At 64.8% G+C, this 26,103-nt stretch carries 25 protein-coding genes; 11 read left to right on the top strand and 14 right to left on the bottom strand.

Features of this window, described 5'->3' with window-relative positions; translation table 11 throughout:
* Positions 1-27: 27 nt before the first annotated feature.
* From E2H86_RS18830 to E2H86_RS18815, 4 genes are all read right to left on the bottom strand, one after another.
* Entirely contained in the window at positions 28-807 is a 780-nt protein-coding gene (locus E2H86_RS18830) for a transglutaminase family protein (protein WP_133330526.1), read from the bottom strand.
* On the bottom strand, positions 804-1,754 hold the full coding sequence (locus E2H86_RS18825; protein WP_133330524.1) for an alpha-E domain-containing protein: 951 nt from the start codon (positions 1,752-1,754) through the stop codon (positions 804-806). Before E2H86_RS18825 ends, E2H86_RS18830 begins: the two co-directional genes overlap by 4 nt.
* A 4-nt stretch (positions 1,755-1,758) precedes the next feature.
* Complete coding sequence (locus E2H86_RS18820) at positions 1,759-3,168, bottom strand: circularly permuted type 2 ATP-grasp protein (RefSeq protein WP_133330522.1); 1,410 nt, start codon at positions 3,166-3,168, stop codon at positions 1,759-1,761.
* 199 nt (positions 3,169-3,367) lie between these two features.
* On the bottom strand, positions 3,368-4,057 hold the full coding sequence (locus E2H86_RS18815) for a FadR/GntR family transcriptional regulator (protein WP_133330821.1): 690 nt from the start codon (positions 4,055-4,057) through the stop codon (positions 3,368-3,370).
* Positions 4,058-4,309: 252 nt separating this feature from the next.
* Between E2H86_RS18815 and E2H86_RS18810 the strand changes: the two genes are divergently transcribed.
* From E2H86_RS18810 to E2H86_RS18780, 7 genes are all read left to right on the top strand, one after another.
* Positions 4,310-5,095, top strand: a complete 786-nt coding sequence (locus tag E2H86_RS18810) for a transporter substrate-binding domain-containing protein (RefSeq protein WP_133330520.1) — start codon at positions 4,310-4,312, stop codon at positions 5,093-5,095.
* Between the two features lie 23 nt (positions 5,096-5,118).
* The gene (locus tag E2H86_RS18805) at positions 5,119-5,784 is read left to right on the top strand and encodes an amino acid ABC transporter permease (protein ID WP_133330518.1); all 666 of its coding nucleotides are present in this window, start codon (positions 5,119-5,121) and stop codon (positions 5,782-5,784) included.
* Positions 5,785-6,432: an amino acid ABC transporter permease gene (locus E2H86_RS18800; protein WP_133330516.1), complete on the top strand. Its 648-nt coding sequence runs from the start codon at positions 5,785-5,787 to the stop codon at positions 6,430-6,432.
* Positions 6,419-7,150 carry an amino acid ABC transporter ATP-binding protein gene (locus E2H86_RS18795; protein WP_133330514.1) on the top strand — a complete coding sequence of 244 codons (732 nt, stop codon included), beginning with the start codon at positions 6,419-6,421 and terminating at the stop codon, positions 7,148-7,150. The genes E2H86_RS18800 and E2H86_RS18795 overlap by 14 nt, the downstream gene beginning before the upstream one ends.
* 94 nt (positions 7,151-7,244) lie before the next feature.
* Complete coding sequence (locus tag E2H86_RS18790) at positions 7,245-8,591, top strand: glutamine synthetase family protein (protein ID WP_133330512.1); 1,347 nt, start codon at positions 7,245-7,247, stop codon at positions 8,589-8,591.
* 72 nt (positions 8,592-8,663) lie between these two features.
* A complete protein-coding gene (locus E2H86_RS18785; protein ID WP_133330510.1) occupies positions 8,664-9,437 on the top strand; it encodes a gamma-glutamyl-gamma-aminobutyrate hydrolase family protein in 774 nt (257 codons plus the stop codon).
* A 46-nt stretch (positions 9,438-9,483) separates the two neighbouring features.
* Positions 9,484-10,842 carry an aspartate aminotransferase family protein gene (locus E2H86_RS18780; protein ID WP_133330508.1) on the top strand — a complete coding sequence of 453 codons (1,359 nt, stop codon included), beginning with the start codon at positions 9,484-9,486 and terminating at the stop codon, positions 10,840-10,842.
* A gap of 58 nt (positions 10,843-10,900) precedes the next feature.
* Here E2H86_RS18780 and E2H86_RS18775 read toward each other — a convergent pair whose 3' ends face one another.
* The 4 genes from E2H86_RS18775 to glcD are packed head-to-tail and all read right to left on the bottom strand — an operon-like array spanning position 10,901 to position 15,087.
* Complete coding sequence (locus E2H86_RS18775; protein WP_133330506.1) at positions 10,901-11,299, bottom strand: heme-binding protein; 399 nt, start codon at positions 11,297-11,299, stop codon at positions 10,901-10,903.
* Between the two features lie 9 nt (positions 11,300-11,308).
* Positions 11,309-12,526 (bottom strand): glycolate oxidase subunit GlcF, encoded by a 1,218-nt coding sequence (gene glcF, locus E2H86_RS18770; RefSeq protein WP_133330504.1) that lies wholly within the window; start codon positions 12,524-12,526, stop codon positions 11,309-11,311.
* Between the two features lie 9 nt (positions 12,527-12,535).
* Positions 12,536-13,588 (bottom strand): glycolate oxidase subunit GlcE, encoded by a 1,053-nt coding sequence (glcE, locus tag E2H86_RS18765; protein WP_133330502.1) that lies wholly within the window; start codon positions 13,586-13,588, stop codon positions 12,536-12,538.
* Positions 13,588-15,087: a glycolate oxidase subunit GlcD gene (gene glcD, locus E2H86_RS18760; protein ID WP_133330500.1), complete on the bottom strand. Its 1,500-nt coding sequence runs from the start codon at positions 15,085-15,087 to the stop codon at positions 13,588-13,590. Before glcD ends, glcE begins: the two co-directional genes overlap by 1 nt.
* A 238-nt stretch (positions 15,088-15,325) precedes the next feature.
* Between glcD and glcC the strand changes: the two genes are divergently transcribed.
* A complete protein-coding gene (glcC, locus tag E2H86_RS18755; protein ID WP_133330498.1) occupies positions 15,326-16,105 on the top strand; it encodes a transcriptional regulator GlcC in 780 nt (259 codons plus the stop codon).
* 21 nt (positions 16,106-16,126) lie between these two features.
* Here glcC and E2H86_RS18750 read toward each other — a convergent pair whose 3' ends face one another.
* The 3 genes from E2H86_RS18750 to E2H86_RS26005 form a co-directional block, all read right to left on the bottom strand.
* On the bottom strand, positions 16,127-16,312 hold the full coding sequence (locus E2H86_RS18750; protein ID WP_133330496.1) for a hypothetical protein: 186 nt from the start codon (positions 16,310-16,312) through the stop codon (positions 16,127-16,129).
* Positions 16,313-16,643: 331 nt separating this feature from the next.
* The gene (locus E2H86_RS18745) at positions 16,644-17,696 is read right to left on the bottom strand and encodes an alpha/beta fold hydrolase (RefSeq protein WP_133330493.1); all 1,053 of its coding nucleotides are present in this window, start codon (positions 17,694-17,696) and stop codon (positions 16,644-16,646) included.
* Positions 17,697-18,005: 309 nt separating this feature from the next.
* Entirely contained in the window at positions 18,006-18,173 is a 168-nt protein-coding gene (locus E2H86_RS26005; RefSeq protein ID WP_165976096.1) for a DUF6026 family protein, read from the bottom strand.
* 208 nt (positions 18,174-18,381) lie between these two features.
* On the opposite strand from E2H86_RS26005, the gene gnd reads away from it, so the two are divergent.
* From gnd to E2H86_RS18730, 3 genes are read left to right on the top strand one after another with little or no spacing between them, the layout of a single operon-like run.
* Positions 18,382-19,365 (top strand): phosphogluconate dehydrogenase (NAD(+)-dependent, decarboxylating), encoded by a 984-nt coding sequence (gene gnd, locus E2H86_RS18740; RefSeq protein ID WP_133330491.1) that lies wholly within the window; start codon positions 18,382-18,384, stop codon positions 19,363-19,365.
* Complete coding sequence (gene zwf / locus E2H86_RS18735) at positions 19,362-20,879, top strand: glucose-6-phosphate dehydrogenase (RefSeq protein WP_133330489.1); 1,518 nt, start codon at positions 19,362-19,364, stop codon at positions 20,877-20,879. The genes gnd and zwf overlap by 4 nt, the downstream gene beginning before the upstream one ends.
* A gap of 36 nt (positions 20,880-20,915) precedes the next feature.
* Positions 20,916-22,727, top strand: coding sequence for a glycoside hydrolase family 15 protein (locus E2H86_RS18730; RefSeq protein WP_133330487.1), 1,812 nt, complete (start codon positions 20,916-20,918; stop codon positions 22,725-22,727).
* On the opposite strand, the gene E2H86_RS18725 is transcribed toward E2H86_RS18730, so the two are convergent.
* From E2H86_RS18725 to nhaB, 3 genes are all read right to left on the bottom strand, one after another.
* A complete protein-coding gene (locus tag E2H86_RS18725; protein ID WP_133330485.1) occupies positions 22,718-23,659 on the bottom strand; it encodes a ribonuclease Z in 942 nt (313 codons plus the stop codon). The genes E2H86_RS18730 and E2H86_RS18725 overlap by 10 nt on opposite strands.
* 57 nt (positions 23,660-23,716) lie before the next feature.
* Positions 23,717-24,265 carry a lipocalin family protein gene (locus E2H86_RS18720; RefSeq protein ID WP_133330483.1) on the bottom strand — a complete coding sequence of 183 codons (549 nt, stop codon included), beginning with the start codon at positions 24,263-24,265 and terminating at the stop codon, positions 23,717-23,719.
* Between the two features lie 67 nt (positions 24,266-24,332).
* Positions 24,333-25,835, bottom strand: coding sequence for a sodium/proton antiporter NhaB (gene nhaB, locus E2H86_RS18715; protein ID WP_133330481.1), 1,503 nt, complete (start codon positions 25,833-25,835; stop codon positions 24,333-24,335).
* Positions 25,836-26,103 lie beyond the last annotated feature (268 nt).

Below are 26,103 nucleotides of genomic sequence, written 5' to 3'. Positions count from 1 at the left end.
CTCAGCGCCGAAGGGGCGCCGGTTGCGTCATTGGTGCTGGACCTGGACGTTGGCCTGCATCGATTCGGTGCCGCCGCCACGGCGCACGCCGCGCACCGGGCAGGCGTCGAGGTAATCCAGGCCGACGGCCAGCTTGAGGTGCCGCTCAGGCCGGGTCAGGCGGTTGGTGATGTCGAAGCTGTACCAGGCATCGTCCAGCCAGGCCTCGGCCCAGGCGTGGCTGGCCAGGTGGTGCTCGTCCTCGGTGCACAGGTAGCCCGACACATAGCGCGCCGGAATGCCCAGGCTGCGGGCGCAGGCGAGAAACGCATGGGTGTGGTCCTGGCAGACCCCAGCCGCCCCGGAGAAGGCCTCGACGGCGGTGGTGCCGACCGAGGTGGCGCCAGGGCTGTAGGGCATGTGATCGGCCAGGGCCTGCATCAGGTCTTCCACCGCCGCCCGGTCGCGGCGGGCGCCGCAGTGGCTGGCAGCGAAATCCCTGAGGGCATCGTCGGCTTGGGTCAGTTTGCTGCTGCGCAAGAAGGGCAGCGGCGACTGGCTGCCGGCTTCCTGTTCGCAGGCCGGATCGATCTCCACCAGGCCTTGAGCGGTGAGCGCGAGGTTGCCGTGGGGCTTGTCCAGGGTCAGCACGTGCAGGATGTTGCCGTAAGGGTCGATCTGGCCGTTCACCTTGCACGGCAGGTCCAGTTGCCACTCGAGGATGCGCTGGCGCTCACTGCTGCGGGGTGTCAGGCGCAGGAACTGGATGCTGTTGCTCACATCGCTGGCGTAGCTGTAGGTGGTGTCGTGGCGGATGGAGAGTTTCATATGACCTCCAGGTAGGCATTGTGCACGGTCTGACCCAGTTGATTGATACGCCCGACGAAGTCGGTCAGCCACAGGTGCAGGCCGGCGTCCATGATCTCGTCGATGGCGGTGTAGCGCAGCCGCGCGTTGAGCTCGGCGGCCAGGCGCTGGGCCGGGCGCCCGGTGTTGCCGGGCAGGCTGGCCAGGATCTGGTCGAGTTCCTCGATGCAGGCATGCAGCGAGCGGGGCACGTCCACCCGCAGCAGCAACAGCTCGGACACCGATTGGGCCGTGGGCGCGTTGCGGTAGATCTCGTTGAACGCCTCATAGGAGGTCAGTGCGCGCAGCAGGGCGCTCCATTGGTAGTAGCCGCGGGCCGAATCGTCGCTGACTTCCTCGGAGGCCTCGCCGAACATTTCATAGCGGGCATCGAGCAGGCGCAGGGTGTTGTCGGCCCGCTCCAGAAAGGTGCCCAGGCGAATGAAACTGTACGCGTCGTTGCGCATGATGGTGCCGGAGGTGGCGCCGCGGAACAGGTGCGAGCGTTCCTTGACCCATTCGCAGAACTGACTGATGCCATAGCGCCCCAAGCCGCTGTTGGCGATGTTGCGCATTTCGATCCAGGTTGCGTTGATGTTCTCCCACATGTCGGCGGTGATCCGCCCACGCACCGCATGGGCGTTGGTCCTGGCCGCCTGCAGGCAGCAATAGATGCTGCTGGGGTTGGTGGCGTCGAGGGCGAAGAAGTGCAGCATGCGCTCGCTATCGAGTTCGGTATGGCGGCGGATGTAATCGTCCAGCGTGCCCGACGCCAGCAGCGACATCGCCAGTTCGGCGTGGCCGTCACTGCGCCCGGCCTGGGGCATCAGCGACAGCAGATAGCTGACTTCGAGCATGCGCGCGAGGTTCTCGGCGCGCTCCAGGTAACGGGACATCCAGTACAGGTCGGAAGCGGTTCTCGAGAGCATGGGATCAGTCCTCCACCACCCAGGTGTCCTTGGTTCCGCCGCCTTGCGACGAGTTGACCACCAGCGAGCCTTCCTGCAGCGCCACGCGGGTGAGGCCACCGGGCACCAGGCGGGTTTCGCTGCCCGACAGCACGAAGGGCCGCAGGTCGATATGCCGAGGGGCGATGCCGCTTTCGACGAAGGTCGGGCAGGTCGACAGACACAGGGTCGGCTGGGCGATGTAGGCATGCGGGCGGGCCTTGATCCGCGCCCGGAAGTCTTCGATCTGCGCCGCGCTCGCCGCCGGGCCGACCAACATGCCATAGCCGCCGGAGCCCTGGGTTTCCTTGACCACCAGCTCGGGCAGGTGGGCCAGCACATGGGCCAGGTCCTGGGGCTTGCGGCATTGCCAGGTGGGCACGTTCTTGAGGATGGGTTCCTCGGCCAGGTAGAAGCGGATCATCTCGTCGACGTAGGGGTAGATCGACTTGTCATCGGCCACGCCGGTGCCGACCGCATTGGCCAGCACGACGTTGCCGGCGCGGTAGACCGCGACCAGCCCGGGCACGCCGAGCATGGAGTCGGGGTTGAACGACAGCGGGTCGAGGAAATCGTCGTCCAGGCGGCGATAGATCACGTCCACCTGCTGGGGGCCTGCGGTAGTGCGCATGTAGACATGGTCGTCGCGCACGAACAGGTCCGCGCCTTCGACCAGCTCGATGCCCATTTCGCGGGCCAGGAACGCATGTTCGAAGTAAGCGCTGTTGAAGCGGCCGGGGGTGAGCACCACGGCGGTGGGGTTGTCCAGCGGGCTGGCGCTCTTGAGCGTGTCCAGCAACAGGTTGGGGTAGTGGTCGATGGGCGCGATGCGCTGGGCGGCGAACAGTTCGGGGAACAGGCGCATCATCATCTTGCGGTCTTCGAGCATGTAGCTGACACCGCTGGGGGTGCGCAGGTTGTCCTCCAGCACGTAGTAGCTGCCGTCGCTGTCACGCACCAGGTCGACGCCGGCGACATGGGCGTACAGCCCGCGGTGCAGGTCCAGGCCCTGCATGGCGACCTGGTAGCCTTCGTTGGCCAGCACCTGTTCCGGCGGGATGATGCCGGCCTTGAGGATACGCTGGTCGTGGTAGATGTCCTGGAGGAACAGGTTCAGGGCCTGGACCCGCTGGATGCAGCCGCGCTCGACCGTGCGCCATTCGCTGGCGCGGATGCTGCGCGGGATGATGTCGAAGGGAATCAGGCGCTCGGTGTCCTGTTTGTCACCGTACAAGGTGAAGGTGATGCCAGCACGATGAAACAACAGGTCGGCCTCGCGTCGACGTTGTTCCAGCAGTTCCAGGGGGGTGTTCGCCAGCCAGCGTGAGAACTCTTGATAGTGAGGGCGGCAACCACCGTTGGTATCGTACATCTCGTTGAAAAAAGCCCGGGTCATAGCCACTCCTTGCCACACCTGCCGACTTGGATGGCGCACCGTTGTGCACCAGCGAGGGAGTCCTTGCAATGAGGATGCCGGAACGGCGCGCACAGGGCCGCAGGGGCATGGCAGAGGCCGTGATGGAGCTGTGGTGGGGCGGTCGGGCGCTGCGATCGCGCCGCTGATGCCTCACAACGGTGCGCGATCGTGCACAGCGCTACGCGGTGAAGCCGACGCCGGTGCGCAGGGCCGCATTGCGAATATGCTCCTGCATGGCCCGTTGCGCGCCGGCCTGATTGCCGCGGGCGAGCTGACGCAGGATCTTGCGGTGTTCCTGCCAGGTCTCCATGGCGCGCTCGGGGCGAATGAACGGCAGTTTCTGGCTCTCCAGGAAGATGTCCTGACTGGCGGTGATCACCTGCAGCATGGCGCGGTTGCCGCTGGCTTCGAGCAAGCGCTGGTGGAAGGCGAAGTCGAGGCGGGCGGCGCTGTCGAAACGCCCTGCGCGCAGCTCCTGGCGCATGGCCTCGACATTGGCTTCGAGCTCGTCGATGTCCGCAGCGGTCAGGTACAGCGCAGCCAGGCCGGCTGCGAAGCCTTCGAGGGCATAGCGCAGTTGGAAGGTGTCGACGGCGGAGACCTGCTCGGCATAAGGCCAGGCGAAGCTGGGGGCCGGAGCAGGGGGCTCCTGCACGAACACCCCCTTGCCCGGCTGAACGCTGACCAGGCCCAGGGCGCTCAACGATGACAGCGCCTCGCGCAGGGAGGCGCGACTGACCCCTAGCTGCTCGGCCAGGTCGCGCTGGGACGGCAAGGCGTCGCCGGGCTGGTAGCCACCGTCGCGAATCAGCTGGCGAATGGCTTGCAGGGCAATTTCCGGAACGGCGCGAGGGAGCGTGTCGAGCATCTGTTCAGACCAGTTGGACAACGATCTGCGCTTTGTAATGGCTTTCGCGGTCCCCTGGCAAGCGTTGCGCCGCCGTGGCGCAGCCGGGTGCGCCGGTGCACGAAAGCGAGGCGTGCGCCGCGCAACTGTTCAGACCAGTAAGACCTCGTCGGGCGCCGAAACTACGGTGTGCAGGGGGATCGGGGCAATGCTGGCATGGCCTGTGCAATTTCCGCTGGCAGGCACTTCACTGCATCCCCAGAGGCATTTCCCATGAAAACCCTTCGCTCCCTGTTCCTTTCGACCCTGCTGTGCGGCGGCGCCTTGGCCGTTTCCCATGCCCAAGCCGACGCGCTGGCCGATATCACCGCCCGTGGCGTGCTCAAGGTGGCCGTGCCCCAGGACTTCCCACCCTTCGGTTCGGTCGGGCCGGATCTCAAGCCGCGCGGCCTGGACATCGACACCGCACAACTGTTGGCCGACAAGCTGGGCGTGAAGCTGGCCCTCACTCCCGTCAACAGCACCAATCGCATTCCGTTCCTGACCACCGGCAAGGTCGACCTGGTGATCTCCAGCCTGGGCAAGAATGCCGAACGCCAGGCGGTGATCGACTTCTCCCGCCCCTATGCACCGTTCTACCTGGCGGTGTTCGGCCCTGAGCAAACCGCGATCGCCGACATCGACGCCATCGCCGGCAAGACCATCAGCGTGACCCGCGGCTCGATCGAGGACATGGAACTCAGCGCCGTGGCGCCCAAAGGCGCGACCATCAAACGCTTCGAGGACAACAACTCGACCATCGCCGCCTACCTCTCGGGCCAGGTCGACCTGATCGCCAGCGGCAGTGTGGTGATGGCGGTCATCGCCGAGAAGAATCCGTCCAAGGTCCCGGTGATGAAGGTCAAGCTCAAGGACTCGCCGGTCTATGTCGGCCTGGCCAAGCAGGAGCCGGCCTTGCTGGAAAAGGTCAATGCCACCCTCGATGCGGCCAAAGCTGACGGCAGCCTCAACCGCAACGCCGAGAAATGGCTGAAGCAGCCACTGCCGGCCGATCTCTGAGCGGCCTCGGGAGTCGTTGACCCATGGCTTATCAATTCGATTTCGCCCCGGTGTTGGCCCAGGGCGACCTGTTGCTCAAAGGCGCCTTGTTCACCCTCCAGCTGACGCTGGTCGGCACCCTGGTCGGGGTCGCCATCGGCATCGTCGGTGCCGGCGTGCGTGCCTGGCGGTTGAGGCCGTTCGATGCGCTGTTCGGCCTGTACGTCGAGCTGATCCGCAACACGCCGTTCATCGTCCAGTTGTTCTTCATCTTCTTCGGCCTGCCGTCGCTGGGGGTGCTCTTGACGGAATGGCAGGCCGCGGTATTGGCCATGGTGATCAACCTGGGCGCCTATTCCACCGAGATCATCCGCGCCGGCATCCAGGCCATTCCCAAAGGCCAGTTGGAAGCCGCGGCGGCGCTGGCCATGAGCCGCTTCGAGGCGTTTCGCCACGTGGTCCTGCAGCCGGCGCTGGCCAAGGTCTGGCCGGCGCTGTCGAGCCAGATCGTGATCGTCATGCTGGGGTCGGCGGTGTGCTCGCAGATCGCCACCGAGGAGTTGTCGTTCGCCGCCAACTTCATCCAGTCGCGCAATTTCCGGGCTTTTGAAACCTACCTGCTGACCACCGCGCTGTACCTGGTCATGGCGATCGTCGTGCGTCAGTTGCTGCTCTGGCTGGGGCAGCGGCTGCTGATGGGGAGACGTTGAATGGACTTCACCTTGTGGGACATCGTGCGCAACCTGCTCGTGGGCTTGCAATGGACCTTGTTGCTGTCGCTGGTGGCGTTCGTCTGCGGCGGCATCGCCGGCCTGTTGCTGCTGCTGGCGCGGATCTCCGAGCATCGCGTGCTGCGCGGCGCGGCCAAGGCCTACATCGAGCTGTTCCAGGGCACGCCGCTGCTCATGCAGCTGTTCATGGTGTTTTTCGGCATTGCCCTGTTCGGCATCGATGTGTCGGCGTGGATGGCAGCGGCCATCGCCCTGACGCTGTTCACCAGCGCGTTTCTCGCCGAGATCTGGCGAGGCTGCGTCGAGTCCATCGCCCGCGGCCAGTGGGAGGCCTCCGGCAGCCTGGCCATGAGTCGCCTGGAGCAGCTGCGCTACGTGATCCTGCCCCAGGCCCTGCGCATCGCCATCGCACCCACCGTGGGCTTCTCGGTGCAAGTGGTCAAAGGTACGGCGGTGACCTCGATCATTGGTTTCACCGAGCTGACCAAGACCGGCGGCATGCTCGCCAATGCCACTTTCGAACCCTTCCTCATCTACGGCCTGGTGGCCGTGGGCTATTTCATTCTTTGCTATCCGCTCTCGCTGAGCGCCCGCTACCTGGAAAGGAGGCTGCATGCCCCTGCTTAGAGTGTCTGCATTGCACAAGTACTACGGTGACCACCATGTGCTCAAAGGCGTTGACCTGACCATCGAAGAGGGCGAGGTGGTCGCCATCATCGGCCGCAGCGGTTCGGGCAAGAGCACCTTGCTGCGGACCCTCAATGGTCTGGAATCGATCAGCGACGGGGTGATCGAGGTCGATGGCGAATACCTCGATGCCAGCCGCGCCGATTTGCGCGCGCTGCGCCAGAAGGTCGGCATGGTGTTTCAGCAATTCAACCTGTTCCCCCACCTGACCGTGGGCGAGAACGTCATGCTCGCACCTCAGGTGGTGAAAAAGGTCGACAAGGCCCAGGCCCGCGAGTTGGCGCAACAAATGCTGGCCAGGGTCGGGCTTGGCGACAAGTTCGACGCTTATCCCGATCGCCTCTCCGGCGGGCAGCAACAACGCGTCGCCATCGCCCGCGCGCTGGCCATGTCGCCCAAGGTTTTACTGTGCGATGAAATCACCTCGGCGCTCGATCCGGAACTGGTCAACGAAGTGCTCGGCGTGGTCCGCCAACTGGCCAAGGAAGGCATGACGCTGATCATGGTCACCCACGAAATGCGCTTCGCCCGGGAGGTGGGGGACAAACTGGTGTTCATGCATCACGGCAAGGTGCACGAGACCGGCCACCCGCGTGAGGTGTTCGCCGCCCCGAGATCCGCGGAACTGGCGAACTTCATCGGCAGCGTCGCGGGGTAACGACGAAGGCCGCTCATGCGCGGCGCTTGACTCGTGAAATTTTTACTGTATTTTTTCATGAAAAATAACTCTAAAAATTTCACGAGGGCCCAAGATGGGTGTCATCTTTCCGGATCTGTTGGCTGAAGTGCGCGCATTCCGCGCCCAGTACCCAGACGTACGCTATGTCGACCTGATTGCGCTGGATATCCCAGGGCATTTCTACGGCAAGCGCTATCCCATGGACATGCTGGAAAAAGTCGCCTCCGGCACGCCGCTGAAGTTGCCGCAGAACTGCGTCCTGTTGGGCACCCAAGGGGGCCTGTACCCGATCGCTGACTATTGCTTCGCCGACGGCGATCCGGATGCCGTGCGGCGCCTGGTGCCGGGCACCCTGAAGCCGGTGCGCTGGGAAAAGGCACCCCTGGCGCAGATGCTGATCACCTCCGATGGCACCGCCAACCCTATCGAGTTCGAACCCCGCGAAGTGCTGGTGCGCGTGCTCGAGCGCCTGGCCAGTCGCGGCATTCGCCCGGTGGTGGCGTTCGAGCTCGAGTTCTACCTGTTCGACCGCAAGCTCGACAACGGCCTGCCGCAGTTCCCGCGTGACACCGCGACCGACGACCCGGACGACCAACCGAACATGCACATCGAGCGGCTGTCGCGCTTTTCCGAGGTGCTCCACGAGATGGTCGAGGGCGCCAACGAGCAAGGCGTGCCGGCCAACGTCATCACTGCCGAGCTGGGCCCGGGCCAGTTCGAGATCAACTTCGCCCACAGCGACGATGCCCTCGCCGCAGCAGACAGCTCGGCGTTGTTCTGCCGCAGCACCCGGGGGATCGCCATGAAGCACGGCTACCGCGCCAGCTTCATGAGCAAGCCTTACCTGGAAGCACCGGGCAGCGGTATGCATGTGCATGTGAGCCTGTACGATGAGGCCGGCAACAACCTGCTGGCCGACGCCGAGCAGCGCAAGCTGCGCCATGCGGTGGCGGGGTGCCTGGAACTGCTGCCGCACTGCATGCCGATCTTCGCCCCCAACCACAATGCCTACCGCCGCTACGGCGCCATGGTCAATGCCGCGAGCAAGGCCAGTTGGGGCTTCGAGGACCGCGATGCGTGCATCCGCATCCCTGAATCCGACCCGCGCAACCTGCGCATCGAGCACCGCCTGGCCGGCGCCGATGCCAACCCGTACCTGGTGCTGGCGGCCATTCTCACCGGCATGGAGCACGGCCTGGAGCGCGCCGTCGAACCCATCGCGCCGCTCAACGACGACCGCCAGAGCGGCATCGACTTTCCCAAGGATGCCCTTAGCGCCCTGGCCGCCATGCGGCACCACCCGGTGATCAACCAGGGCTTGGGCAGTGAGTTCGTGATGGTCTATTGCGAAAACAAGTACCAGGAACAACTGGACTTCATGCATCACATCGATGCGCGCGAGTACCGCTGGTTCTTGTAGGCACTGGCCTGGCAACGAGCGCTTCTCATCTATTTCAACACCACTTGCAACATGGATTTGCCGGAGGAAGATATGCCCCGTGTGCCCGTTATCGGCATCACTGCATGCACCCGCGTGATCGAGCAGCATGCGACCCAGACCATCAGCGAGAAGTACGCGCGCGCGGCGGCCACGGCGGCGTGCGGCCTGCCCATCGTGATTCCCAGCCTCGCCGAGCTGATCGACTGCGACGACATCCTCGAGGTGGTGGACGGGCTGATTTTCACCGGTTCGCCTTCCAACATCGAGCCGCTGCACTACAACGGCCAGGCCAGCGCAGCCGGTACCCAGCACGACCCGCTCCGCGACGCCACCACGCTGGCGCTGATGCGTGCGGCCATCGCCGCCGGTGTGCCGGTGCTCGGTATCTGTCGCGGCTTGCAGGAAATGAACGTGGCATTGGGCGGCACCTTGCACCAGAAAGTCCACGAAACCGGCGTGTTCATGGATCACCGCGAGGTCAAGGGCGAACCCATCGAGCGTCAGTACGGTCCGCGCCACCCGATGCATATCGAACCGGGCGGGCTGCTCGACCGCATGGGCTTGCCGGCGGTCATCGACGTCAACTCCATCCACGGCCAGGGCATCGACGTACTGGCCCCCGGGTTGAGGGTGGAGGCACGGGCGCCTGATGGCTTGGTGGAGGCGGTCTCGGTGCACAACAGCAAAGGTTTTGCCCTCGCCGTGCAATGGCACCCTGAGTATCAGGTCATGGATAACCCGCATTACCTGACCCTGTTCCAGTCCTTCGGCAAGGCCTGCCGGCAGCGCTCGGTACTGCGCCAGATGCTCTTGAAGTCCGCCTGAACAATCCACTTTTACAACGACAAGACTACGTGATGGAGTGAAGTCAATGAGTGAACAACATTCGCAGACCCTGGCCTGGCAGGCCCTGAGCCGTGACCACCACCTGGCGCCGTTCAGCGACGTCAAACAGTTGGCCGAAAAGGGGCCGCGCATCATCACCTCGGCCAAGGGCGTGTACCTGTGGGACAGCGAAGGCAACAAGATCCTCGATGGCATGGCTGGCTTGTGGTGCGTGGCGGTCGGCTATGGCCGTGACGAGCTGGCCGAGGTCGCCAGCCAGCAGATGCGCCAACTGCCGTACTACAACCTGTTCTTCCAGACCGCCCACCCGCCAGCATTGGAGCTGGCCAAGGCGATTGCCGATGTGGCCCCGGCCGGCATGAACCACGTGTTCTTCACCGGCTCAGGCTCCGAAGGCAACGACACCGTACTGCGCATGGTTCGCCACTATTGGGCGATCAAGGGTCAGAAGCACAAGAAGGTCATCATCGGTCGCATCAACGGCTACCACGGCTCCACCGTCGCCGGCGCCGGCCTGGGTGGCATGAGCGGCATGCACCAGCAGGGTGGCTCGCTTCCGGACATCGTGCATATCCCGCAGCCATACTGGTACGGCGAGGGCGGCGACATGAGCGAAGCCGACTTCGGCGTGTGGGCGGCCGAGCAGTTGGAAGCCAAGATCCTCGAAGTCGGGGTGGAGAACGTCGCCGCCTTCATCGCCGAGCCGATCCAGGGCGCCGGCGGCGTGATCATCCCACCCCAGACCTACTGGCCGAAGATCAAGGAAATCCTCGCCAAGTACGACATCCTGTTCGTCGCCGACGAGGTGATCTGCGGGTTCGGTCGCACCGGCGAGTGGTTCGGCTCGGACTACTACGACCTCAAGCCCGACCTGATGACCATCGCCAAGGGCCTGACCTCCGGTTACATCCCCATGGGCGGTGTGATCGTGCGCGACGAGGTGGCCAGGGTCATCGCCGAGGGGGGCGACTTCAACCACGGCTTCACCTATTCCGGGCATCCGGTAGCAGCGGCGGTAGGGTTGGAGAACCTGCGCATCCTGCGGGATGAGAAAATCATCGAGCAGGTACACGAGAAAATCGCTCCTTATCTGCAGCAGCGCCTGCGCACGTTGGCCGATCATCCGCTGGTGGGCGAGGTGCGTGGTCTGGGCATGCTCGGGGCGATCGAGCTGGTCAAGGACAAGGCCTCGCGTGCCCGTTATCAAGGTAAAGGGGTGGGCATGATCTGCCGACAGCATTGCTTCGACAATGGGCTGGTCATGCGCGCCGTGGGCGACACCATGATCATCGCGCCGCCGTTGGTGATCAGCATTGAGGAGGTCGATGAGTTGGTGGACAAGGCGCGCAAGTGCCTGGATCTGACGTACGAAGCGGTTCGCTGAGGGGCGCTCGATCGCACAGCCGCCGCACGCCTTACGTCAGGCATCAAACCTGCCGCGCTCAAAGCCCAGCGATGCCGGCGGCGGCCACTTGTGCATCCTGCTCGGCCTTGACCCCGGAGACCCCGACTGCGGCGATCACCTGGCCATCGACCACGACCGGCAGGCCACCTTCGAGCGAGGTGAGCAGTGGGGCGCTGACGAAGGCGGTGCGGCCACCGTTGACCATCTCTTCGTAGCCTTTGGTGTCGCGCCGACCCAGGGCGGCGCTGCGGGCCTTCTCGGTGGCGATGTAGGCGGCGATCGGCGCGCAGCCATCCAGGCGTTCCAGGGCCAGAGGGTGGCCGCCGTCGTCGACCACGGCAATCGACACTTTCCACTGGTTGCGTTGCGCCTCGTCGCGGGCAGCGGCAAGGATGCGAGTGACGTCGGTGTGTTCCAGTACGGCTTTGCGTTGCATGGTCATCTCCTAGATAAGGGCTTCTTCCACCAGTTCGATCCAATGGCGCACCGGCGTGCGCCCAGCGCTGTCGAGGTGGGTCTGGCAACCGATGTTGGCGGTGACGATCACCTGCGGATTACCGCTTTCCAGCGCGTTGAGCTTGTTGTCCCGCAGTTGTCGCGAGAGCGCCGGCTGAGTCAGCGAATAGGTGCCGGCCGAGCCGCAGCACAGGTGGCCGTCAGGCACTGCCGTGAGACTGAAGCCTAGCCGGCCCAGTACACCCTCGACGGCGCCGCCGAGCTTTTGCGCATGTTGCAGGGTGCACGGGCAATGAAACGCCAGGCGCTGATCGGCGTGCACGCCGAGGTTTTCCAGGGGCTCTTCGCGCAGGACCTCGACCAGGTCGCGGGCCAGGGCGCTGACCTTGGCCGCCTTGGCGGCATAGGCCGGATCGCCGGCGAGCAGGTGGCCGTAGTCACGGACGAAGGCGCCGCAGCCGCTGGCGGTCTGCACGATGGCTTCGGCACCGGCTTCGATCGCCGGCCACCAGGCGTCGATGTTGCGCCGGGCCCGATCGAGGCCTTTGTCCTGAGCGTTGAGGTGATAGTCCACCGCGCCGCAGCAACCGGCCTCCCGCGCCGCGGTCACCGAGATGCCCAGGCGGTCGAGCACACGGGCGGCGGCGGCATTGGTATTGGGCGACAGGCTCGGTTGCACGCAGCCTTCGAGCATCAGCACCTGACGCGCATGCTGACGCTGCGGGCGCGGCTTGGCTGGCGGTGCATGGCGCGGCAGCTTGGCTTGCAGGGTGTGTGGTAACAGCGGGCGCAACGCCTTGGCGGTCTGCGTGAAGGCCTTGAACAGCGCAGGCCGGGGCACCACGCTGCGCAGACCTTCGCGCAGCAGGCGCTGGCCGAACGGGCGCGGGACCTTTTCCTCGACCACCGCACGGCCGATGTCCAGCAGGCTGTGGTACTCCACGCCCGAAGGGCAGGTGGTTTCGCAGTTGCGACAGGTCAGGCAGCGGTCTAGGTGGCTTTGCGTCTTGGCGGTCACCTCCTGGCCTTCGAGCACCTGCTTGATCAGGTAGATGCGCCCGCGCGGCCCGTCCAGTTCGTCGCCGAGCAACTGGTAGGTCGGGCAGGTGGCGGTGCAGAAACCGCAGTGCACACACGAACGCAGAATGCGTTCGGCTTCCTCGGCGCGAGGAAGGCTTTTGGCGTAATCGCTCAGATCGGTTTGCATGGCGCGCTCTCAGACGTCGGCGTACAGACGGCCAGGGTTGAAGATGCCCTGGGGGTCGAGTTGCTGCTTGAGGTTGCGGTGATAGCGCAACAGCGGTTCGGCCAGTGGTTGGAAAGGCTCCGGGTCCTGGCGGAACAAGGTCGCGTGACCTCCGACCTGGGCCGCAGCCGCGCGAATGGTCTGCGCCGGGGCATCGGACTTCAGCCAGCGCTGGGCGCCGGCCCAGTCGAGCAACTGTCTGCCCGGCAGGTTCAGCAGCGGCGTGTTGTTCGGCAGCGACAGCCGCCACAGCGGTTCGTCGCCGGCGAAGAAGCCCAGGCGTTGCTCGCGCAGTTCGGCCCAGTACCGGCTGTCCAGTGCCTGGCCGCCGAGCCGGTCGACGGCTGAAGCCACCGAACCTTCGCCGCCCTCCAGGCGCAGGTGCAGGGCCTCGCCGTCGTGGCAGGCGGCGCTGATCGGGATCGGCTGCTGACCCCATTCGGCCAGCTCGCCCAGGGCCTGATGGGCATCCATCGGCAAGCGCAGACTGTGGCACGCGCGTGGCTTGGGCAGCACCTTCAGCGACACCTCGACCAGCAGCCCCAGACAGCCGAAACTGCCGGCCATCAAGCGTGACAGGTCATAGCCGGCGACGTTCTTCATCACCTCGCCGCCAAAGCGCAACAACTTGCCGTGGCCAGTGATCACCCGGGTGCCCAGCACATAGTCGCGGGTCGAACCGGCCCATGGCCGACGAGGGCCGGACAGGCCCACGGCGACCATGCCGCCCAGGGTCGCCTCAGGGCCCAGGTGCGGTGGCTCGAAAGGCAGCATCTGCCCCTGGGCCTGCAACGCCGCTTCGATTTCCGCCAACGGCGTACCGGCTCGGGCAGTGAGCACCAGTTCGGTCGGGTCGTAGCTGACGATGCCGCGGTGCACGCGGGTGTCGAGCACCTCGCCCTGGACCGGGCGGCCGAGCATGGCCTTGCTGTTGCCGCCCTGGATGCGCAGCGGGGTGCGTTCGTTGAGCGCCTGGTTGACCTGCTCCAGCAGCGCCACGCTGGCGTCGTGATCGTGTCGCATCAGAAGCGCTCCAGTTCAGGGAACGGCAGTTGGCCGTGGTGCACGTGCATCGAGCCGAACTCAGCGCAACGGTGCAGGGTCGGAATGTTCTTGCCAGGGTTGAGCAGGCCCTGGGGGTCGAAGGCGTGCTTGACGGCATGGAACAGGGTCAGTTCGTCGCTGCTGAACTGCGCGCACATCGCGTTGATCTTCTCGCGGCCCACGCCGTGCTCGCCGGTGATGCTGCCGCCCACCGCTACGCACAGTTCGAGGATGCGAGCGCCCAGGGCCTCGGCGCGCTCCAGTTCGCCGGGCTGGTTGGCATCGAACAGAATCAGCGGGTGCATGTTGCCGTCGCCGGCATGGAATACGTTGGCCACCCGCAGACCGAACGTTTCCGACAGCGTGCTGATACCGGTGAGCACCTCGGGCAGGGCCCGGCGCGGAATGGTGCCGTCCATGCAGTAGTAGTCCGGCGAGATGCGTCCGACGGCGGGGAAGGCGTTCTTGCGCCCGGCCCAGAACCGCGCCCGTTCGGCCTCGTCGCAGGCCAGGCGCACGTCGGTGGCCCCGGCAGCCTTGAGCACTGCCTCGACCCGCTGGCAATCGTCCTCCACATCGGCCTCCACGCCATCGAGCTCGCAGAGCAGGATGGCCGCAGCGTCCACCGGGTAGCCGGCGTGGATGAAGTCTTCGGCGGCGCGGATCGACAGGTTGTCCATCATCTCCAGACCACCGGGGATAATCCCGGCGCTGATGATGTCGGCCACCGCTCGCCCGGCTTTTTCCACCGAGTCGAAGCTGGCCAGCAGTACCCGCGCCACCTGTGGCTTGGGTAGCAGTTTGACGGTGACCTCGGTGACCACGCCGAGCATGCCTTCGGAGCCGGTGAACAGCGCCAGCAGGTCGAAGCCCGGCGCGTCGAAGGCATCGCTGCCCAGGGTCATGCATTCACCCTCGATGGTGAGAATGTCCACCTTCAGCAGGTTGTGTACGGTCAGGCCGTATTTCAGGCAGTGCACGCCACCGGCGTTTTCGGCCACGTTGCCGCCGATCGAGCAGGCGATCTGCGAGGAAGGATCGGGCGCGTAGTACAGGCCATGGGGCGCTGCCGCCTGGGAGATGGCCAGGTTGCGTACCCCAGGTTGAACGCGGGCGAAGCGGCCTTCGGGATTGATTTCGAGAATGCGATTGAAGCGTGCCATGACCAACAGGATGCCTTGTTCGAGCGGCAGCGCGCCGCCGGACAGCCCGGTACCGGCACCGCGTGCCACCACCGGCACGTTCAGCGCGTGGCACAGCTTGAGCAGCGCCTGCACCTGTTCGAGGCGTTCGGGCAGCACCACCAGCAGCGGCACCACGCGATAGGCCGACAGGCCGTCGCACTCGTAGGGACGCAGGTCTTCGAGGGTGTGCAGGATCTCCAGGTCGGGCAGGGCCGAGCGCAGGCGATCGAGCAGCATTGCCTTGTCCACCCGGGGGAGCGCGCCGTCGACGCGCTCGTCGTAGAGAATGTTCATGGTGCTCGCTTTTGTGTTTTGTTATGACGAGCCCAGACCAAGGTCTGCGGCTCCACGCTGAACGTCTTCGAGACTGCGGCCTGGGACAGCTGACGTCGAGGGGCGGGTTCACTGGTCCTACCACTTTTTTCCTGCTGTCAGGTGAAGAGGTGGATGCTTGGGGGCTTTCGGGGCTAGGATCTTGATGAAAGCGCCTTGCCCACTGACAACTGGTCCTACCAGTGAACAAGAGGTTGCGATGTCCAGTTCGCCGCACACGAAACAAGAAAGGGTCCAGGTCGCCGACCAGGTCGCAGAGCGAATCGAGAAGTTGATCGTCGACGGCGTGATCAAGGTGGGTCAGGCCTTGCCATCGGAACGACGCCTGGTGGAGAAGCTGGGCTGCTCGCGTTCGGCGCTTCGCGAAGGGTTGCGCGTGCTCAGGGGCCGGGGCATCGTCGAAACCGAGCATGGTCGCGGTTCCTATGTCGCCGACCTGACTCGCGCCGACAATGCCACGCCGCTGATGCACCTGTTCAGTTCCCAGCCGCGCACCTTGTTCGACCTGCTCGAGGTGCGGGCTTTGCTCGAAGGCGAGTCGGCTCGTCTGGCCGCGCTACGTGCCACCGAGGTCGACCGGCTGCTGATCAAACGCCGCTACGACGACATGCTGGCCGCCCATGAGGATGCGCAGCCGCACGATCCCCGCGAGCAGGCGCGGCTCGACCATGCGTTCCACCGGGCGATCAGCGAGGCCTCGCACAACCCGGTGCTGGTTCACACCCTGCAGACCCTCAGCGACCTGACCTTGAGCACCGTGTTCGCCTCGGTCAACAACCTTTACTGCCGGCCGGCGCAAAAACGCCAGATCGACCGCCAGCACGCTCGCCTGTACCACGCGGTGATGGAGCAACTGCCGGAACAGGCGCAGCGGGCAGCCAAGGAGCACATCCACAGCATTCGCGACAACTTGCGCGAGATCGAACAGGAAGAGCAGCGCCTGGTACGGGCGACCATGCGCCTGGAGGGCTGGCGCTGAGCGGACGAGCGCGTCGGAGGTTTACTGCAAGGTCGCTGGCCGCAGCGCTGGCGGCAGGTTGCTCAGCATCTGCTCCATCTGCCTGATCTGCAGGCCAAGCGCCGCGGCTTTTTCCAGTTCGCCATCCGCCAGCAGGCGGTCGCGGGAGCGGCGCAGGTCCAGCAGGGTTTTCTGCAGCCCGCGTGCTGCTTCGTGAAAATGTTCCATGTTGTTTCTCTTTGCCGTGGGCATCCGTGCCGTTGTAGGAAGCGCGGACCCTAACAGCTCGAAAGTCGGGCTCGGAACTGGGGTTTCATACAGGCATTTCGCAAGTTGGTCATCCGGCCTACAGCGGTAGGTTAACCATTCCTACATTCAGGTGTGAGATCTGTTTCCGTTCGTGAATCTGAGCGAAGAAACGCAGGCCCCGGTAGTCCTGGGCCGCGCTGAAATGGAATGGGTGCTTCACCCGCCAGGCCCGCACGGATCGTGCGCGAAGAGTTTCGCCTGGCAGGTGAAACTTGCTGTAGCAATTGACCCGGTTGCTGCGCCTTGCCGTTCAAAGATGATCTGCGTCCACCACTGCCTTGGCGAAGGCCTGCGGCGCCTCTTGCGGCAGGTTATGGCCGATGCCGCCGGCGATCAGGCGGTATTCGTACTTGCCGCTGAAACGCTGGGCATAGGCCTCGGCTGGCGGATGTGGGGCGCCGTTGGCATCGCCTTCGAGGGTGATGGACGGCACGCTGATGCTCGGCAGCTTGGCCAATTTGGCTTCCAGCGGGTCGTACTGCGCTTCGCCCTGGGCCAGGCCCAGGCGCCAACGGTAGTTGTGCACGGTGATGGCGACCTGGTCGGGATTGTCCAGGGCCTTGGCGCTGCGTTCGAAAGTGGCATCGTCGAATGCCCACTTGGGCGAGGCGATCTGCCAGATGAGCTTGGCGAAGGCGTGACGGTTGGCGGCATAGCCGGCCTGGCCTCGGGCGGTGGCGAAATAGTACTGGTACCACCACTGCAATTCGGCACTCGGTGGCAGCGGTGCCTTGGCGGCTTCCTGGCTGCTGATCAGGTAACCGCTGACCGACACCAGGGCCTTGACCCGTTCCGGCCAAAGCGCCGCGACGATGTCGGCGGTGCGTGCACCCCAGTCGAAACCGGCGAGCACGGCGCGCTGCACATGCAGGGCGTCCATGAACGCGATCAGGTCGCTGGCCAGTGCCGCAGGCTGAGCATTGCGCGGGGTCTGCGCGGAGAGAAAACGGGTCTGGCCATAACCGCGCACATACGGCACCAGCACCCGGTAGCCCTTGGCGGCCAGGGTTGGGGCGACCTCCTGGAAGCTATGGATATCGTATGGCCAACCATGCAGCAGAATCACCACCGGGCCATCGGCCGGCCCCTGCTCGACGTAGGCCACATCCAGCACGCCGGCCTTGATGTGCTTGAGCGGGCCGAAGGTGTCCTGGCTGCTGGACGAGACCGTGGGAGCTGCGGATGCTGCCAACGTGCTGCCGGTGGCGGCCAGGCCGAGCGGCAACAGGGCACAGGCGAATAGGGCTGCGCGGGTCAGGCGGCGTGGCGCGGACGGGGCGGTGGTGGGGTGGCTGGCGAACATCGTGCGTCTCCTTGCGTGGGCATCGGTGCGGTTGATGCCAGCCAGTAAAGAGGAACGCTGTATCCCGTCTGTGTCTGCCGTGGGCAGCTGTTGCCGAGTTGTGTGTCCGGTTGCAGTTCGTACACAAATAGATACATTCACCGGTCGCAGGCGGCGTTCGCCCGTCTGACCCGCGATCCCACGCTCAGTAGCGCCGGGTAGTGGGGACTTCCGAATTCGTGAATCGTCTTCAGTTACGGCGGTTTACTGCAGGGAGGCGCTGCGGTCGGGTGGGAGCCAGGGCAGCTCCCACGCAGGAGGGGAGGTTACTTACAGGCTGACGGATTTGTCGTCAGCGCGCTTTTGCTCCAGCAGCATGCTCAGCTGGGCGACTTGAAGGCGCAACTGGTCACGCTCATCCTTCAACTGACGCAGTTCGTCGCGGCGCACGGAGACATAGAGGGTCTGGGTTGGAGTGGCAGGCATGTAGGTACCCATGAATACACCTCGCGGTTTTGGCTGGTGACAGTTGAAGCTTAGACGCTTCATGCGGCGCGCATTGTGAATTCTTTCCAAGGCGATGGGAACTTTTTTGTTTATGGTTGTCTCGCCGTTCGTCGCTGAACCCTCGTGCGGTACGCTGGACTAATCTGAAAACCTGAACTGTGTTGTCATCTAATTTTTCGTGAAAGGGGAGCATCGGCTCATGCAACTGGGAATCGTCGGGCTGGGCCGCATGGGCGGCAATATCGCAAGGCGCTTGATGCGCGCCGGCCACCGCACCGTGGTCCATGATCGCAGCCGTGACGCGGTGACCGCGCTGGAGGGCGAAGGCGCCCAGGGCGCGCACGACCTGGGCGCGCTGGTGCAGAAGCTCAAGGCACCGCGCGCGGTGTGGGTGATGCTGCCGGCGGGCGAGCCGACCGAGCAGACCATCGCCCAGCTGGCCGAGCTGCTGGAGCCGGGCGATGCGATCATCGACGGCGGTAACACCTTCTACAAGGACGACGTCCGCCGGGCGGGCGAGCTGGCCACACGCGGCTTGCATTACCTCGACGTCGGTACCTCCGGGGGAGTGTGGGGTCTGGAACGGGGCTACTGCATGATGATCGGGGGCGAGAAGGACGTGTTCGAGCGCCTGGAGCCCTTGTTCAAGGCCTTGGCCCCAGGTGTTGGCGACATTCCTCGCACCCAGGGGCGCGAGGGCGAGCACCAGCGCGCCGAGCACGGCTACATCCATGCCGGACCGCCCGGTGCCGGGCACTACGTGAAGATGGTGCACAACGGCATCGAGTACGGCCTGATGCAGGCCTATGCCGAAGGCTTCGACCTGCTGCGCAGCAAAGGCGGCAACGAACTGCCGGAGGACCAGCGCTTCGACCTCAATGTGGCTGAAATCGCTGAAGTCTGGCGCCGAGGCAGTGTGGTGACCTCCTGGCTGCTCGACCTCACCGCCGATGCCCTGGTGGCCGATCCACAACTGACACAGTTCAGTGGTTCGGTGTCCGACAGCGGCGAAGGACGCTGGACCATCGATGCTGCCGTCGAGCAGGCCGTGCCGGTGCCGGTGCTGTCCAGTGCCTTGTTCGCCCGCTTCCGCTCGCGCCAGCAGCAGGGCACCTACGGCGACAAGATCCTTTCGGCCATGCGCCTGGGCTTTGGCGGCCACGTCGAGAAGAAAGCCGAATGAATCCACGCAAGCCGCCCACTGCGCCGCCGTGCACGCTGTTCCTGTTCGGCGCCAGCGGCGACCTGGTCAAGCGCCTGCTGATGCCGGCGCTGTACAACCTCAGCCGCGACGGCCTGCTGGATCGCAACCTGCGTATCGTCGGCGTCGACCACAACGCCTCGGACCGCGAGGGGTTCGTCGAGCACCTGTATGGCTTCATGCGCGAGCGCGATCAGGCTGGTGACTGCGCCGGCAAGTGCCTGGACGAGAAACGCTGGGCGCGGTTGGCCAAGTGCCTGGACTACCAGACCGGCGACTTCCTCGACCCCGAGACCTATGCCGCTCTGGCCAAGCGCATCGATGCCACCCGCCATGGCAACGCGATTTTCTACCTGGCCACCGCGCCGCGGTTCTTTCCTGAAGTGGCCCAGCGCCTGGGCCAGGCTGGCCTGCTCGATGAGTCCGCAGGGGGTTTTCGCCGGGTGGTGGTGGAAAAACCCTTCGGCACCGACCTGGCCAGTGCCGAGGCGCTCAATGCCTGCCTGTTGAAGGTCATGGGCGAGCGGCAGATCTACCGCATCGACCACTACCTGGGCAAGGAAACGGTGCAGAACATCCTGGTAAGCCGTTTTTCCAACGGCCTGTTCGAGTCGTTCTGGAACAACCACTACATCGACCACGTGCAGATCACCGCCGCCGAAACCGTCGGTGTGGAGACCCGCGGCGCGTTCTACGACAGCACCGGCGCGCTGCGCGACATGGTGCCCAATCACCTGTTCCAGTTGCTGGCGATGGTGGCCATGGAGCCACCGGCGGCGTTCGCCGCCGATGCCGTGCGCAGTGAAAAGGCCAAGGTCATCGGCGCGGTGCGCCCCTGGTCGCCGACCATGGCGCTGAAAAACTCCGTGCGCGGTCAATACAGCGCCGGCAAGCAGGGGCGCAAGCGTCTGCCCGGTTATCGCCAGGAGCCCAACGTGGCAGCCGACAGCCAGACCGAAACCTACGTGGCGCTCAAGGTGATGATCGACAACTGGCGCTGGGCCGGGGTGCCGTTCTACTTGCGTACCGGCAAGCGCATGAGCGTGCGCGACACCGAGATCGTCATCTGCTTCAAGCCGGCACCCTATGCCCAGTTCCGCCAGTCGGCCCTGGAGCGACCCAAGCCCAACTTCCTGAGGATTCAGATCCAGCCCGACGAGGGCATGGCTTTCGCCATTCAGGCCAAGCGGCCGGGGCCTGAAGTGGTGGTGGAAAACGTCGAGCTGGGGTTCGCCTACAAGGACTACTTCAACATGACCCCGGCCACCGGCTACGAAACCCTGATCTACGACTGCTTGACCGGCGACCAGACCTTGTTCCAGCGGGCCGACAACATCGAGAACGGCTGGCGCGCGGTGCAGCCGTTCCTGCAGGCCTGGGCCAAGGGCGGTGAGGTGCATGAATACCCCGCCGGGCAAGATGGGCCGAAGGCGGCCGACGACCTTCTGGCCAAGGACAAGCGCGAGTGGCAGCCATTGGGCCGTAACCGCAGCTGATGCCCGCCATCCCCGGCATTCAACCAAGGAGACTCGATGCCTGCTCCAATCGAAGACTACGCCTTGCTCGGCAATTGCCGCAGTGCCGCCCTGGTCAGCCGTGACGGCTCCCTCGACTGGCTGTGCCTGCCGCGCTTCGACGCTCCGGCGGTATTCGCAGCGTTGCTCGGCAATGAGGAAAACGGCCGTTGGCGTCTGGCGCCCAGCGATGACGTCGAGCGCAGCACGCGCCGCTACCTGGACGACACACTGGTGCTGGAAACTACCTGGGTCACCGCCGGTGGCCGTGCCCGGGTGCTCGACCTGATGCCGCTGGGCGAGGTCAATTCGGTGGTGCGCATCGTCGAGGGCCTGTCGGGCGAGATCAACTTCGAAATGGATCTGGTGATGCGCTTCGACTACGGGCGCAGCGTGCCCTGGGTGGAAAAGCTCGACCCGCTGACCCTCAGCGCCGTCGCCGGTCCCGACCGTTTGCTGTTGTGCAGCACGGTCGAGGCCCACGGTATGGATCACCACACCGTGGCGCGGTTTCGCGTCAGTGCCGGCGAGCGTCAGGTGTTCAGCCTGCGCCATCAACCTTCGCATCTGCCGGTGCAACCGGACTGCAACATCGAGCGTGCATTGGAGCAGACCATCGCCCAGTGGCAGGCTTTCGCCGCCCGATGCCCGGACGTCGGCCCCTACAGTGCCGGGGTGCGACGCTCGTTGCTGACCCTCAAGGCCATGACCTACGCACCGACCGGCGGCATCGTGGCCGCCGTGACCACCTCGCTGCCCGAGCGGGTGGGTGGCGAGCGCAACTGGGACTACCGCTTCTGCTGGCTGCGCGATGCCACCATGACCTTGCTGGCGTTCATGAACCTGGGCTATTTCGATGAAGCCCAGGCCTGGCGCGAGTGGTTGCTGCGCTCGGTGGCCGGCAACGCCGAGCAGATGCAGATCATGTACGGCCTGGCGGGTGAGCGCGACCTGCATGAGTTCGAGTTGCCCTGGCTTGCCGGCTACGAGCACTCGCAACCGGTACGCGTAGGCAACGCCGCGGCCCAGCAACTGCAACTGGATATCTTCGGCGAGCTGGCCGATGCCATGAGCCAGGCGATCAAGGGAGGCCTGCCGCGTCATCCACGCAGCGCCTCCATCGCCCGTTTGATCCTGCCGTACCTGGAGCGCATCTGGCGCGAGCCGGACGAAGGCATCTGGGAAGTGCGGGGTGGCCCTCAGCAGTTCGTGCACTCGAAAGTCATGGCCTGGGTCGCGTTCGACCGGGCCGCAGGCCTGGCCGAGACCACCGAAGAGGGCCGCGAGCAGGGACGACACTATCGGCAGATCGCCGACCAGATTCACCACGAGGTCTGCAGTCACGGCCTGGACGCCACGGGGCGGTATTTCGTGCAGGCCTACGGTTCCGACGAGATTGATGCCAGCCTGTTGCAGATCGCCCTGACCGGCTTTCTTCCTGCCCACGACCCTCGTTTCGTCGAGACTCTGGCGCAGATCGAGCAGCGCCTGCTGAAGAACGGCCTGCTGTTGCGCTACGACACCGACAGCTGCAGCGATGGCCTGACCCCAGGCGAAGGTACCTTTCTGGTCTGTTCGTTCTGGTTGGCGGATGTCTACGTGCTGCTTGGCCGCCAGCAACAGGCCCAGGCGCTATACGAGCGCCTGCTGGGCTTGTGCAACGACGTGGGGCTGCTGGCCGAGCAGTACGACCCGGCGGGCAAGCGCATGCTGGGCAACTACCCCCAGGCGTTCAGCCATATCGGCATCATCAACACCGCACTCAACCTGCATCGGGCCCAGTGTCCTGTGCGCGACCGGGCTGCTTCAGGGGCGGGCGACTACGTTTGAGCCGCGACCAGGCATCCGTCGCGATCCAGGTGATAGCGCTGCAGGTCCCGCGCCAGCGTCAAGTTGCCCCGGTAATGCGCCTGGGCTTCCTGAGCAATGCTCTCCAGGCTTGGGTAACGGGCGCTGAAGTGGGTCAGCACCAGGTTGCGCACCCCGGCCAGTTCGGCGAAGCGCGCCACCTGGGCTGCCGTGCTGTGGCCCCAGGTCAGGCCGGAGCGGGCGACGACCGGCTCGGTGAACGTGGCCTCGTGTACCAGCACATCCACGTCGCGGGCGACCTCGGCGAGCAATTCAGGACGGTCGTTATCGCCGCAGACGATCACCCGCCGTGGCGGACGTGAAGCGCGCAGGTAGTCGGCAGCCTGCAAGGTCCGGCCTTCATGCACCACGTTCTGGCCCCTGGCCAGTTCCCCCCACAACGGCCCCCGCGCCACGCCATCGGCTTCCAAGCGCGGGATATCCAGGCGGGGTTCCGGGTTCAGCTCGCTGAACACATAACCGACGCTGGGCACCCGGTGCGACAGCTGCACGGTCTCCACTTGCAGCACCGCATTGCGCCAGCCGCAGAAGCCCTCCAGCGCATGCAGGCGCAACTCGAAAGGCAGGTAGCTGTCGCTGGCTGTCAGGCTCAGGCGCAGCCACTCATGCAGCGCAGCGGGCAGCACGAGGTCGAGCGGCTCGCTGCGCCCGCTCACTCCGGCACTGGCCAGCAACCCCGGTAAGCCGAAGCAATGGTCGCCGTGCACATGGGTGATGAAGATGCCGCTCAGGTCGCGCAACGAAAGGGGCGAATGCAAGAGGCGATGCTGGGTGCCTTCGCCGCAATCGACCAGATACCAGCGCCGACCGCTGGCCTCGATGACGGCAGTGGCGCTGACATTGCGGGCCTTGGTGGGCACGCCGGCCGAGGTGCCCAGAAACTGCAGGTCCATGGCGAATTCCTTAACGCTTGGGGGCGCCATTGTAGGCCAATGGCGCCCTCAAGCGGCTCACTGCTGGCGCCAGATCAGCTTGCTGGTGTCATAGCCTTGTTCACGGGCGATGCTCAGCAAGCGTTCACGGGTCTGGTCGCTGACCGTTTCGGTCCGTGACAGCAGCCAGAGGTACTCGCGATTGGGGTGGCCGACCAGCGCCACGCGATAGTCCGCGTCGTGGTACAGCACCCAGTACTGGCCCTTGGTCAGGTTCGGCGCCAGGCGGCTGAACCAGTTGTCGAAGCGCACCCACAGCTTGTCGGTCTTGCCGGCTTGCTGGGGCTCGGCGGTGCCGTGGGCTGCATTGGTCTGCCCGTCCTTTTCCTGGCAGACATTGGTCACATCGATGCGGCCGTCTTCGCGCAGGGCATAGTGCGCCTGGGACTTCACGCAGTTGCGCTGGAAGAACATCGGCAACCGAGCCAGCTCGTACCAGGTGCCTTGATAGCGCTGCAGGTCGACCTGCTGAGTGGTGGGTGGGTTGCGCGCTTCATCGGCGGAGCCGGCGCAACCGACCAGTGCCAGGCTGATACAGGATAGAAGCAGGGCGGTACGCAGAGCCATGATCAAACTCCTTGCAAGGGGGACGTGAATTTCGACCGCGCGGCACGGGCAAAAGTGCGGCTGACGATCACAGCCAGTAGGTCACCGCCCACCAGCCCAGACCGCCCATCACCAAGGTATACGGCAGCGCCATCCAGACCATGCGCCCGTACGACAGCCGCACTAGCGGTGCAATCGACGAGGTCAGCAAGAACAGGAACGCGGCCTGCCCGTTGGGCGTGGCGACACTGGGCAGGTTGGTGCCGGTGTTGATCGCCACGGCCAGGGTTTCGAGGTGTTCCTTGCTCATGCTGCCCTGGAGGAAGGCCTGCTTGACCTCGGTGATGTAGATGGTAGCGACGAACACGTTGTCGCTGATGGCCGACAGCACCCCGTTGGCCAGGTACAGCATGCCCGGCTGTTGCTCGGCCGGCAGGGCCAGCACCCATTCGATGAGAGGGGTGAACAACTGCTGCTGGTGGATCACAGCTACCACCGCGAAGAACACCACCAACAGTGCGGTGAACGGCATGGCGTCCTGGAACGCTCGGCCCAGGCGGTGCTCGTCGTTGATGCCGGTGAAGGCGGTGATGAGCACGATCACCATCAGGCCGATCAGGCCCACCTCGGCCACATGCAGGGCCAGGCACACGATCAGGACCAGCGCCGCCAGACCCTGCACCCACAGCGCCAGTCGCTGGGCCTGGGTTCGTGCCGCGTCGTCTTCCTTGGCGCAGTTTGCCAGTACCTGGCGGACATTCTCCGGCAGTCGGGTACCGTAGCCGAACAGGGCAAAGCGCTCGAGCAGCACGCAGGTGACCAGGCCGGCAGCCAGTACCGGCAGCGACACCGGTGCCACCTTGAGGAAGAACTCGACGAAATGCCAGCTCATCTCATGGCCGATCAGCAGGTTCTGTGGTTCGCCGACCAAGGTGCAGACACCCCCCAGTGCGGTACCGACGGCACCGTGCATCAGCAGGCTGCGCAGGAAGGCGCGGAACTGGTCGAGGTCGTCGCGATGCAGTCCATGAATACGCTGGTCGCTGTCCACGGCACTGTCCTCGCGTGGGTTGGTACCCGATGCGACACGGTGGTAAACGGCGTAGAAACCGACAGCGGCGCTGATGATCACGGCAGTCACGGTCAGGGCATCGAGAAACGCCGACAAGAACGCCGACAATACGCAGAACAGCAGCGACAGCGCGGCCTTGCTGCGGACCCCGAGCAGGATGCGCGAGAACACGAACAGCAGCAGTTCCTTCATGAAGTGAATGCCGGCGACCATGAACATCAGCAGCAGGATCACGGGGAAGTTGTGCAGCAGTTCCTCGTACAGAGCCTCCGGCGAGGTCATGCCCAGGAGCAGCGCTTCGATCAAGAGCAGGCCGCCGGGCATCAGCGGGTAGCACTTGAGCGCCATGGCCAGGCAGAAGATGAACTCGATCACCAGTGTCCAGCCTGCGGCTACGGGGCCTGCAGTGGTGAGCAGCAAGGGGTTGAGCACCAGGAACAGGGCAATCAGCGCCTTGTACCAGCGGGGCGACTGACCCAGGAAACCGTGGGCCAATGTGCCGGCTAGGGAATGTGACATGAATTTGTATCCTTATGATTCGGCGTAGCGGCACGGTGCCCGATCATCGGGCCTTAGGCAAGGCTGGCAGTCCCGTTTTTGGGTTCTTCACGGGTTGGTGGGGTTGGCGGGGTGGGGTTGGGGATTTGGGATTGGGGCTCTGTGATTGGGTGGCTGATCCGAAGGATGTAGCGGCGCTACTAGCCCCTTCCTGTACGGGTCACCCTCATGGGTTACACAAAAGTTCGTTCACATAGGTGACAACACCTGAAGTCTTACATAACCATCA

This window comes from Pseudomonas putida (genome assembly GCF_004357765.1).
In the GTDB taxonomy this organism is placed as follows: Bacteria; Pseudomonadota; Gammaproteobacteria; order Pseudomonadales; family Pseudomonadaceae; genus Aquipseudomonas; species Aquipseudomonas putida_U.
The sequence above is the reverse complement of the archived record's forward strand: the minus strand, read 5'-3'. Positions and strand labels throughout refer to the sequence as shown.

What these genes read in the sequence shown, in the direction of transcription:
- E2H86_RS18750 (WP_133330496.1), bottom strand. Translation starts at nt 16,312, where the DNA reads ATGGAACATTTTCACGAAGCAGCACGCGGGCTGCAGAAAACCCTGCTG.
- E2H86_RS18790 (WP_133330512.1), top strand. Translation starts at nt 7,245, where the DNA reads ATGGGTGTCATCTTTCCGGATCTGTTGGCTGAAGTGCGCGCATTCCGC.
- E2H86_RS18795 (WP_133330514.1), top strand. Translation starts at nt 6,419, where the DNA reads ATGCCCCTGCTTAGAGTGTCTGCATTGCACAAGTACTACGGTGACCAC.
- E2H86_RS18720 (WP_133330483.1), bottom strand. Translation starts at nt 24,265, where the DNA reads ATGGCTCTGCGTACCGCCCTGCTTCTATCCTGTATCAGCCTGGCACTG.
- nhaB (WP_133330481.1), bottom strand. Translation starts at nt 25,835, where the DNA reads ATGTCACATTCCCTAGCCGGCACATTGGCCCACGGTTTCCTGGGTCAG.
- E2H86_RS18805 (WP_133330518.1), top strand. Translation starts at nt 5,119, where the DNA reads ATGGCTTATCAATTCGATTTCGCCCCGGTGTTGGCCCAGGGCGACCTG.
- glcE (WP_133330502.1), bottom strand. Translation starts at nt 13,588, where the DNA reads ATGCGACACGATCACGACGCCAGCGTGGCGCTGCTGGAGCAGGTCAAC.
- gnd (WP_133330491.1), top strand. Translation starts at nt 18,382, where the DNA reads ATGCAACTGGGAATCGTCGGGCTGGGCCGCATGGGCGGCAATATCGCA.
- E2H86_RS18800 (WP_133330516.1), top strand. Translation starts at nt 5,785, where the DNA reads ATGGACTTCACCTTGTGGGACATCGTGCGCAACCTGCTCGTGGGCTTG.
- glcD (WP_133330500.1), bottom strand. Translation starts at nt 15,087, where the DNA reads ATGAACATTCTCTACGACGAGCGCGTCGACGGCGCGCTCCCCCGGGTG.
- glcF (WP_133330504.1), bottom strand. Translation starts at nt 12,526, where the DNA reads ATGCAAACCGATCTGAGCGATTACGCCAAAAGCCTTCCTCGCGCCGAG.
- E2H86_RS26005 (WP_165976096.1), bottom strand. Translation starts at nt 18,173, where the DNA reads ATGGGTACCTACATGCCTGCCACTCCAACCCAGACCCTCTATGTCTCC.
- E2H86_RS18785 (WP_133330510.1), top strand. Translation starts at nt 8,664, where the DNA reads ATGCCCCGTGTGCCCGTTATCGGCATCACTGCATGCACCCGCGTGATC.
- E2H86_RS18725 (WP_133330485.1), bottom strand. Translation starts at nt 23,659, where the DNA reads ATGGACCTGCAGTTTCTGGGCACCTCGGCCGGCGTGCCCACCAAGGCC.
- E2H86_RS18825 (WP_133330524.1), bottom strand. Translation starts at nt 1,754, where the DNA reads ATGCTCTCGAGAACCGCTTCCGACCTGTACTGGATGTCCCGTTACCTG.
- E2H86_RS18830 (WP_133330526.1), bottom strand. Translation starts at nt 807, where the DNA reads ATGAAACTCTCCATCCGCCACGACACCACCTACAGCTACGCCAGCGAT.
- E2H86_RS18810 (WP_133330520.1), top strand. Translation starts at nt 4,310, where the DNA reads ATGAAAACCCTTCGCTCCCTGTTCCTTTCGACCCTGCTGTGCGGCGGC.
- E2H86_RS18815 (WP_133330821.1), bottom strand. Translation starts at nt 4,057, where the DNA reads ATGCTCGACACGCTCCCTCGCGCCGTTCCGGAAATTGCCCTGCAAGCC.
- E2H86_RS18745 (WP_133330493.1), bottom strand. Translation starts at nt 17,696, where the DNA reads ATGTTCGCCAGCCACCCCACCACCGCCCCGTCCGCGCCACGCCGCCTG.
- E2H86_RS18775 (WP_133330506.1), bottom strand. Translation starts at nt 11,299, where the DNA reads ATGCAACGCAAAGCCGTACTGGAACACACCGACGTCACTCGCATCCTT.
- E2H86_RS18780 (WP_133330508.1), top strand. Translation starts at nt 9,484, where the DNA reads ATGAGTGAACAACATTCGCAGACCCTGGCCTGGCAGGCCCTGAGCCGT.
- glcC (WP_133330498.1), top strand. Translation starts at nt 15,326, where the DNA reads ATGTCCAGTTCGCCGCACACGAAACAAGAAAGGGTCCAGGTCGCCGAC.
- E2H86_RS18730 (WP_133330487.1), top strand. Translation starts at nt 20,916, where the DNA reads ATGCCTGCTCCAATCGAAGACTACGCCTTGCTCGGCAATTGCCGCAGT.
- E2H86_RS18820 (WP_133330522.1), bottom strand. Translation starts at nt 3,168, where the DNA reads ATGACCCGGGCTTTTTTCAACGAGATGTACGATACCAACGGTGGTTGC.
- zwf (WP_133330489.1), top strand. Translation starts at nt 19,362, where the DNA reads ATGAATCCACGCAAGCCGCCCACTGCGCCGCCGTGCACGCTGTTCCTG.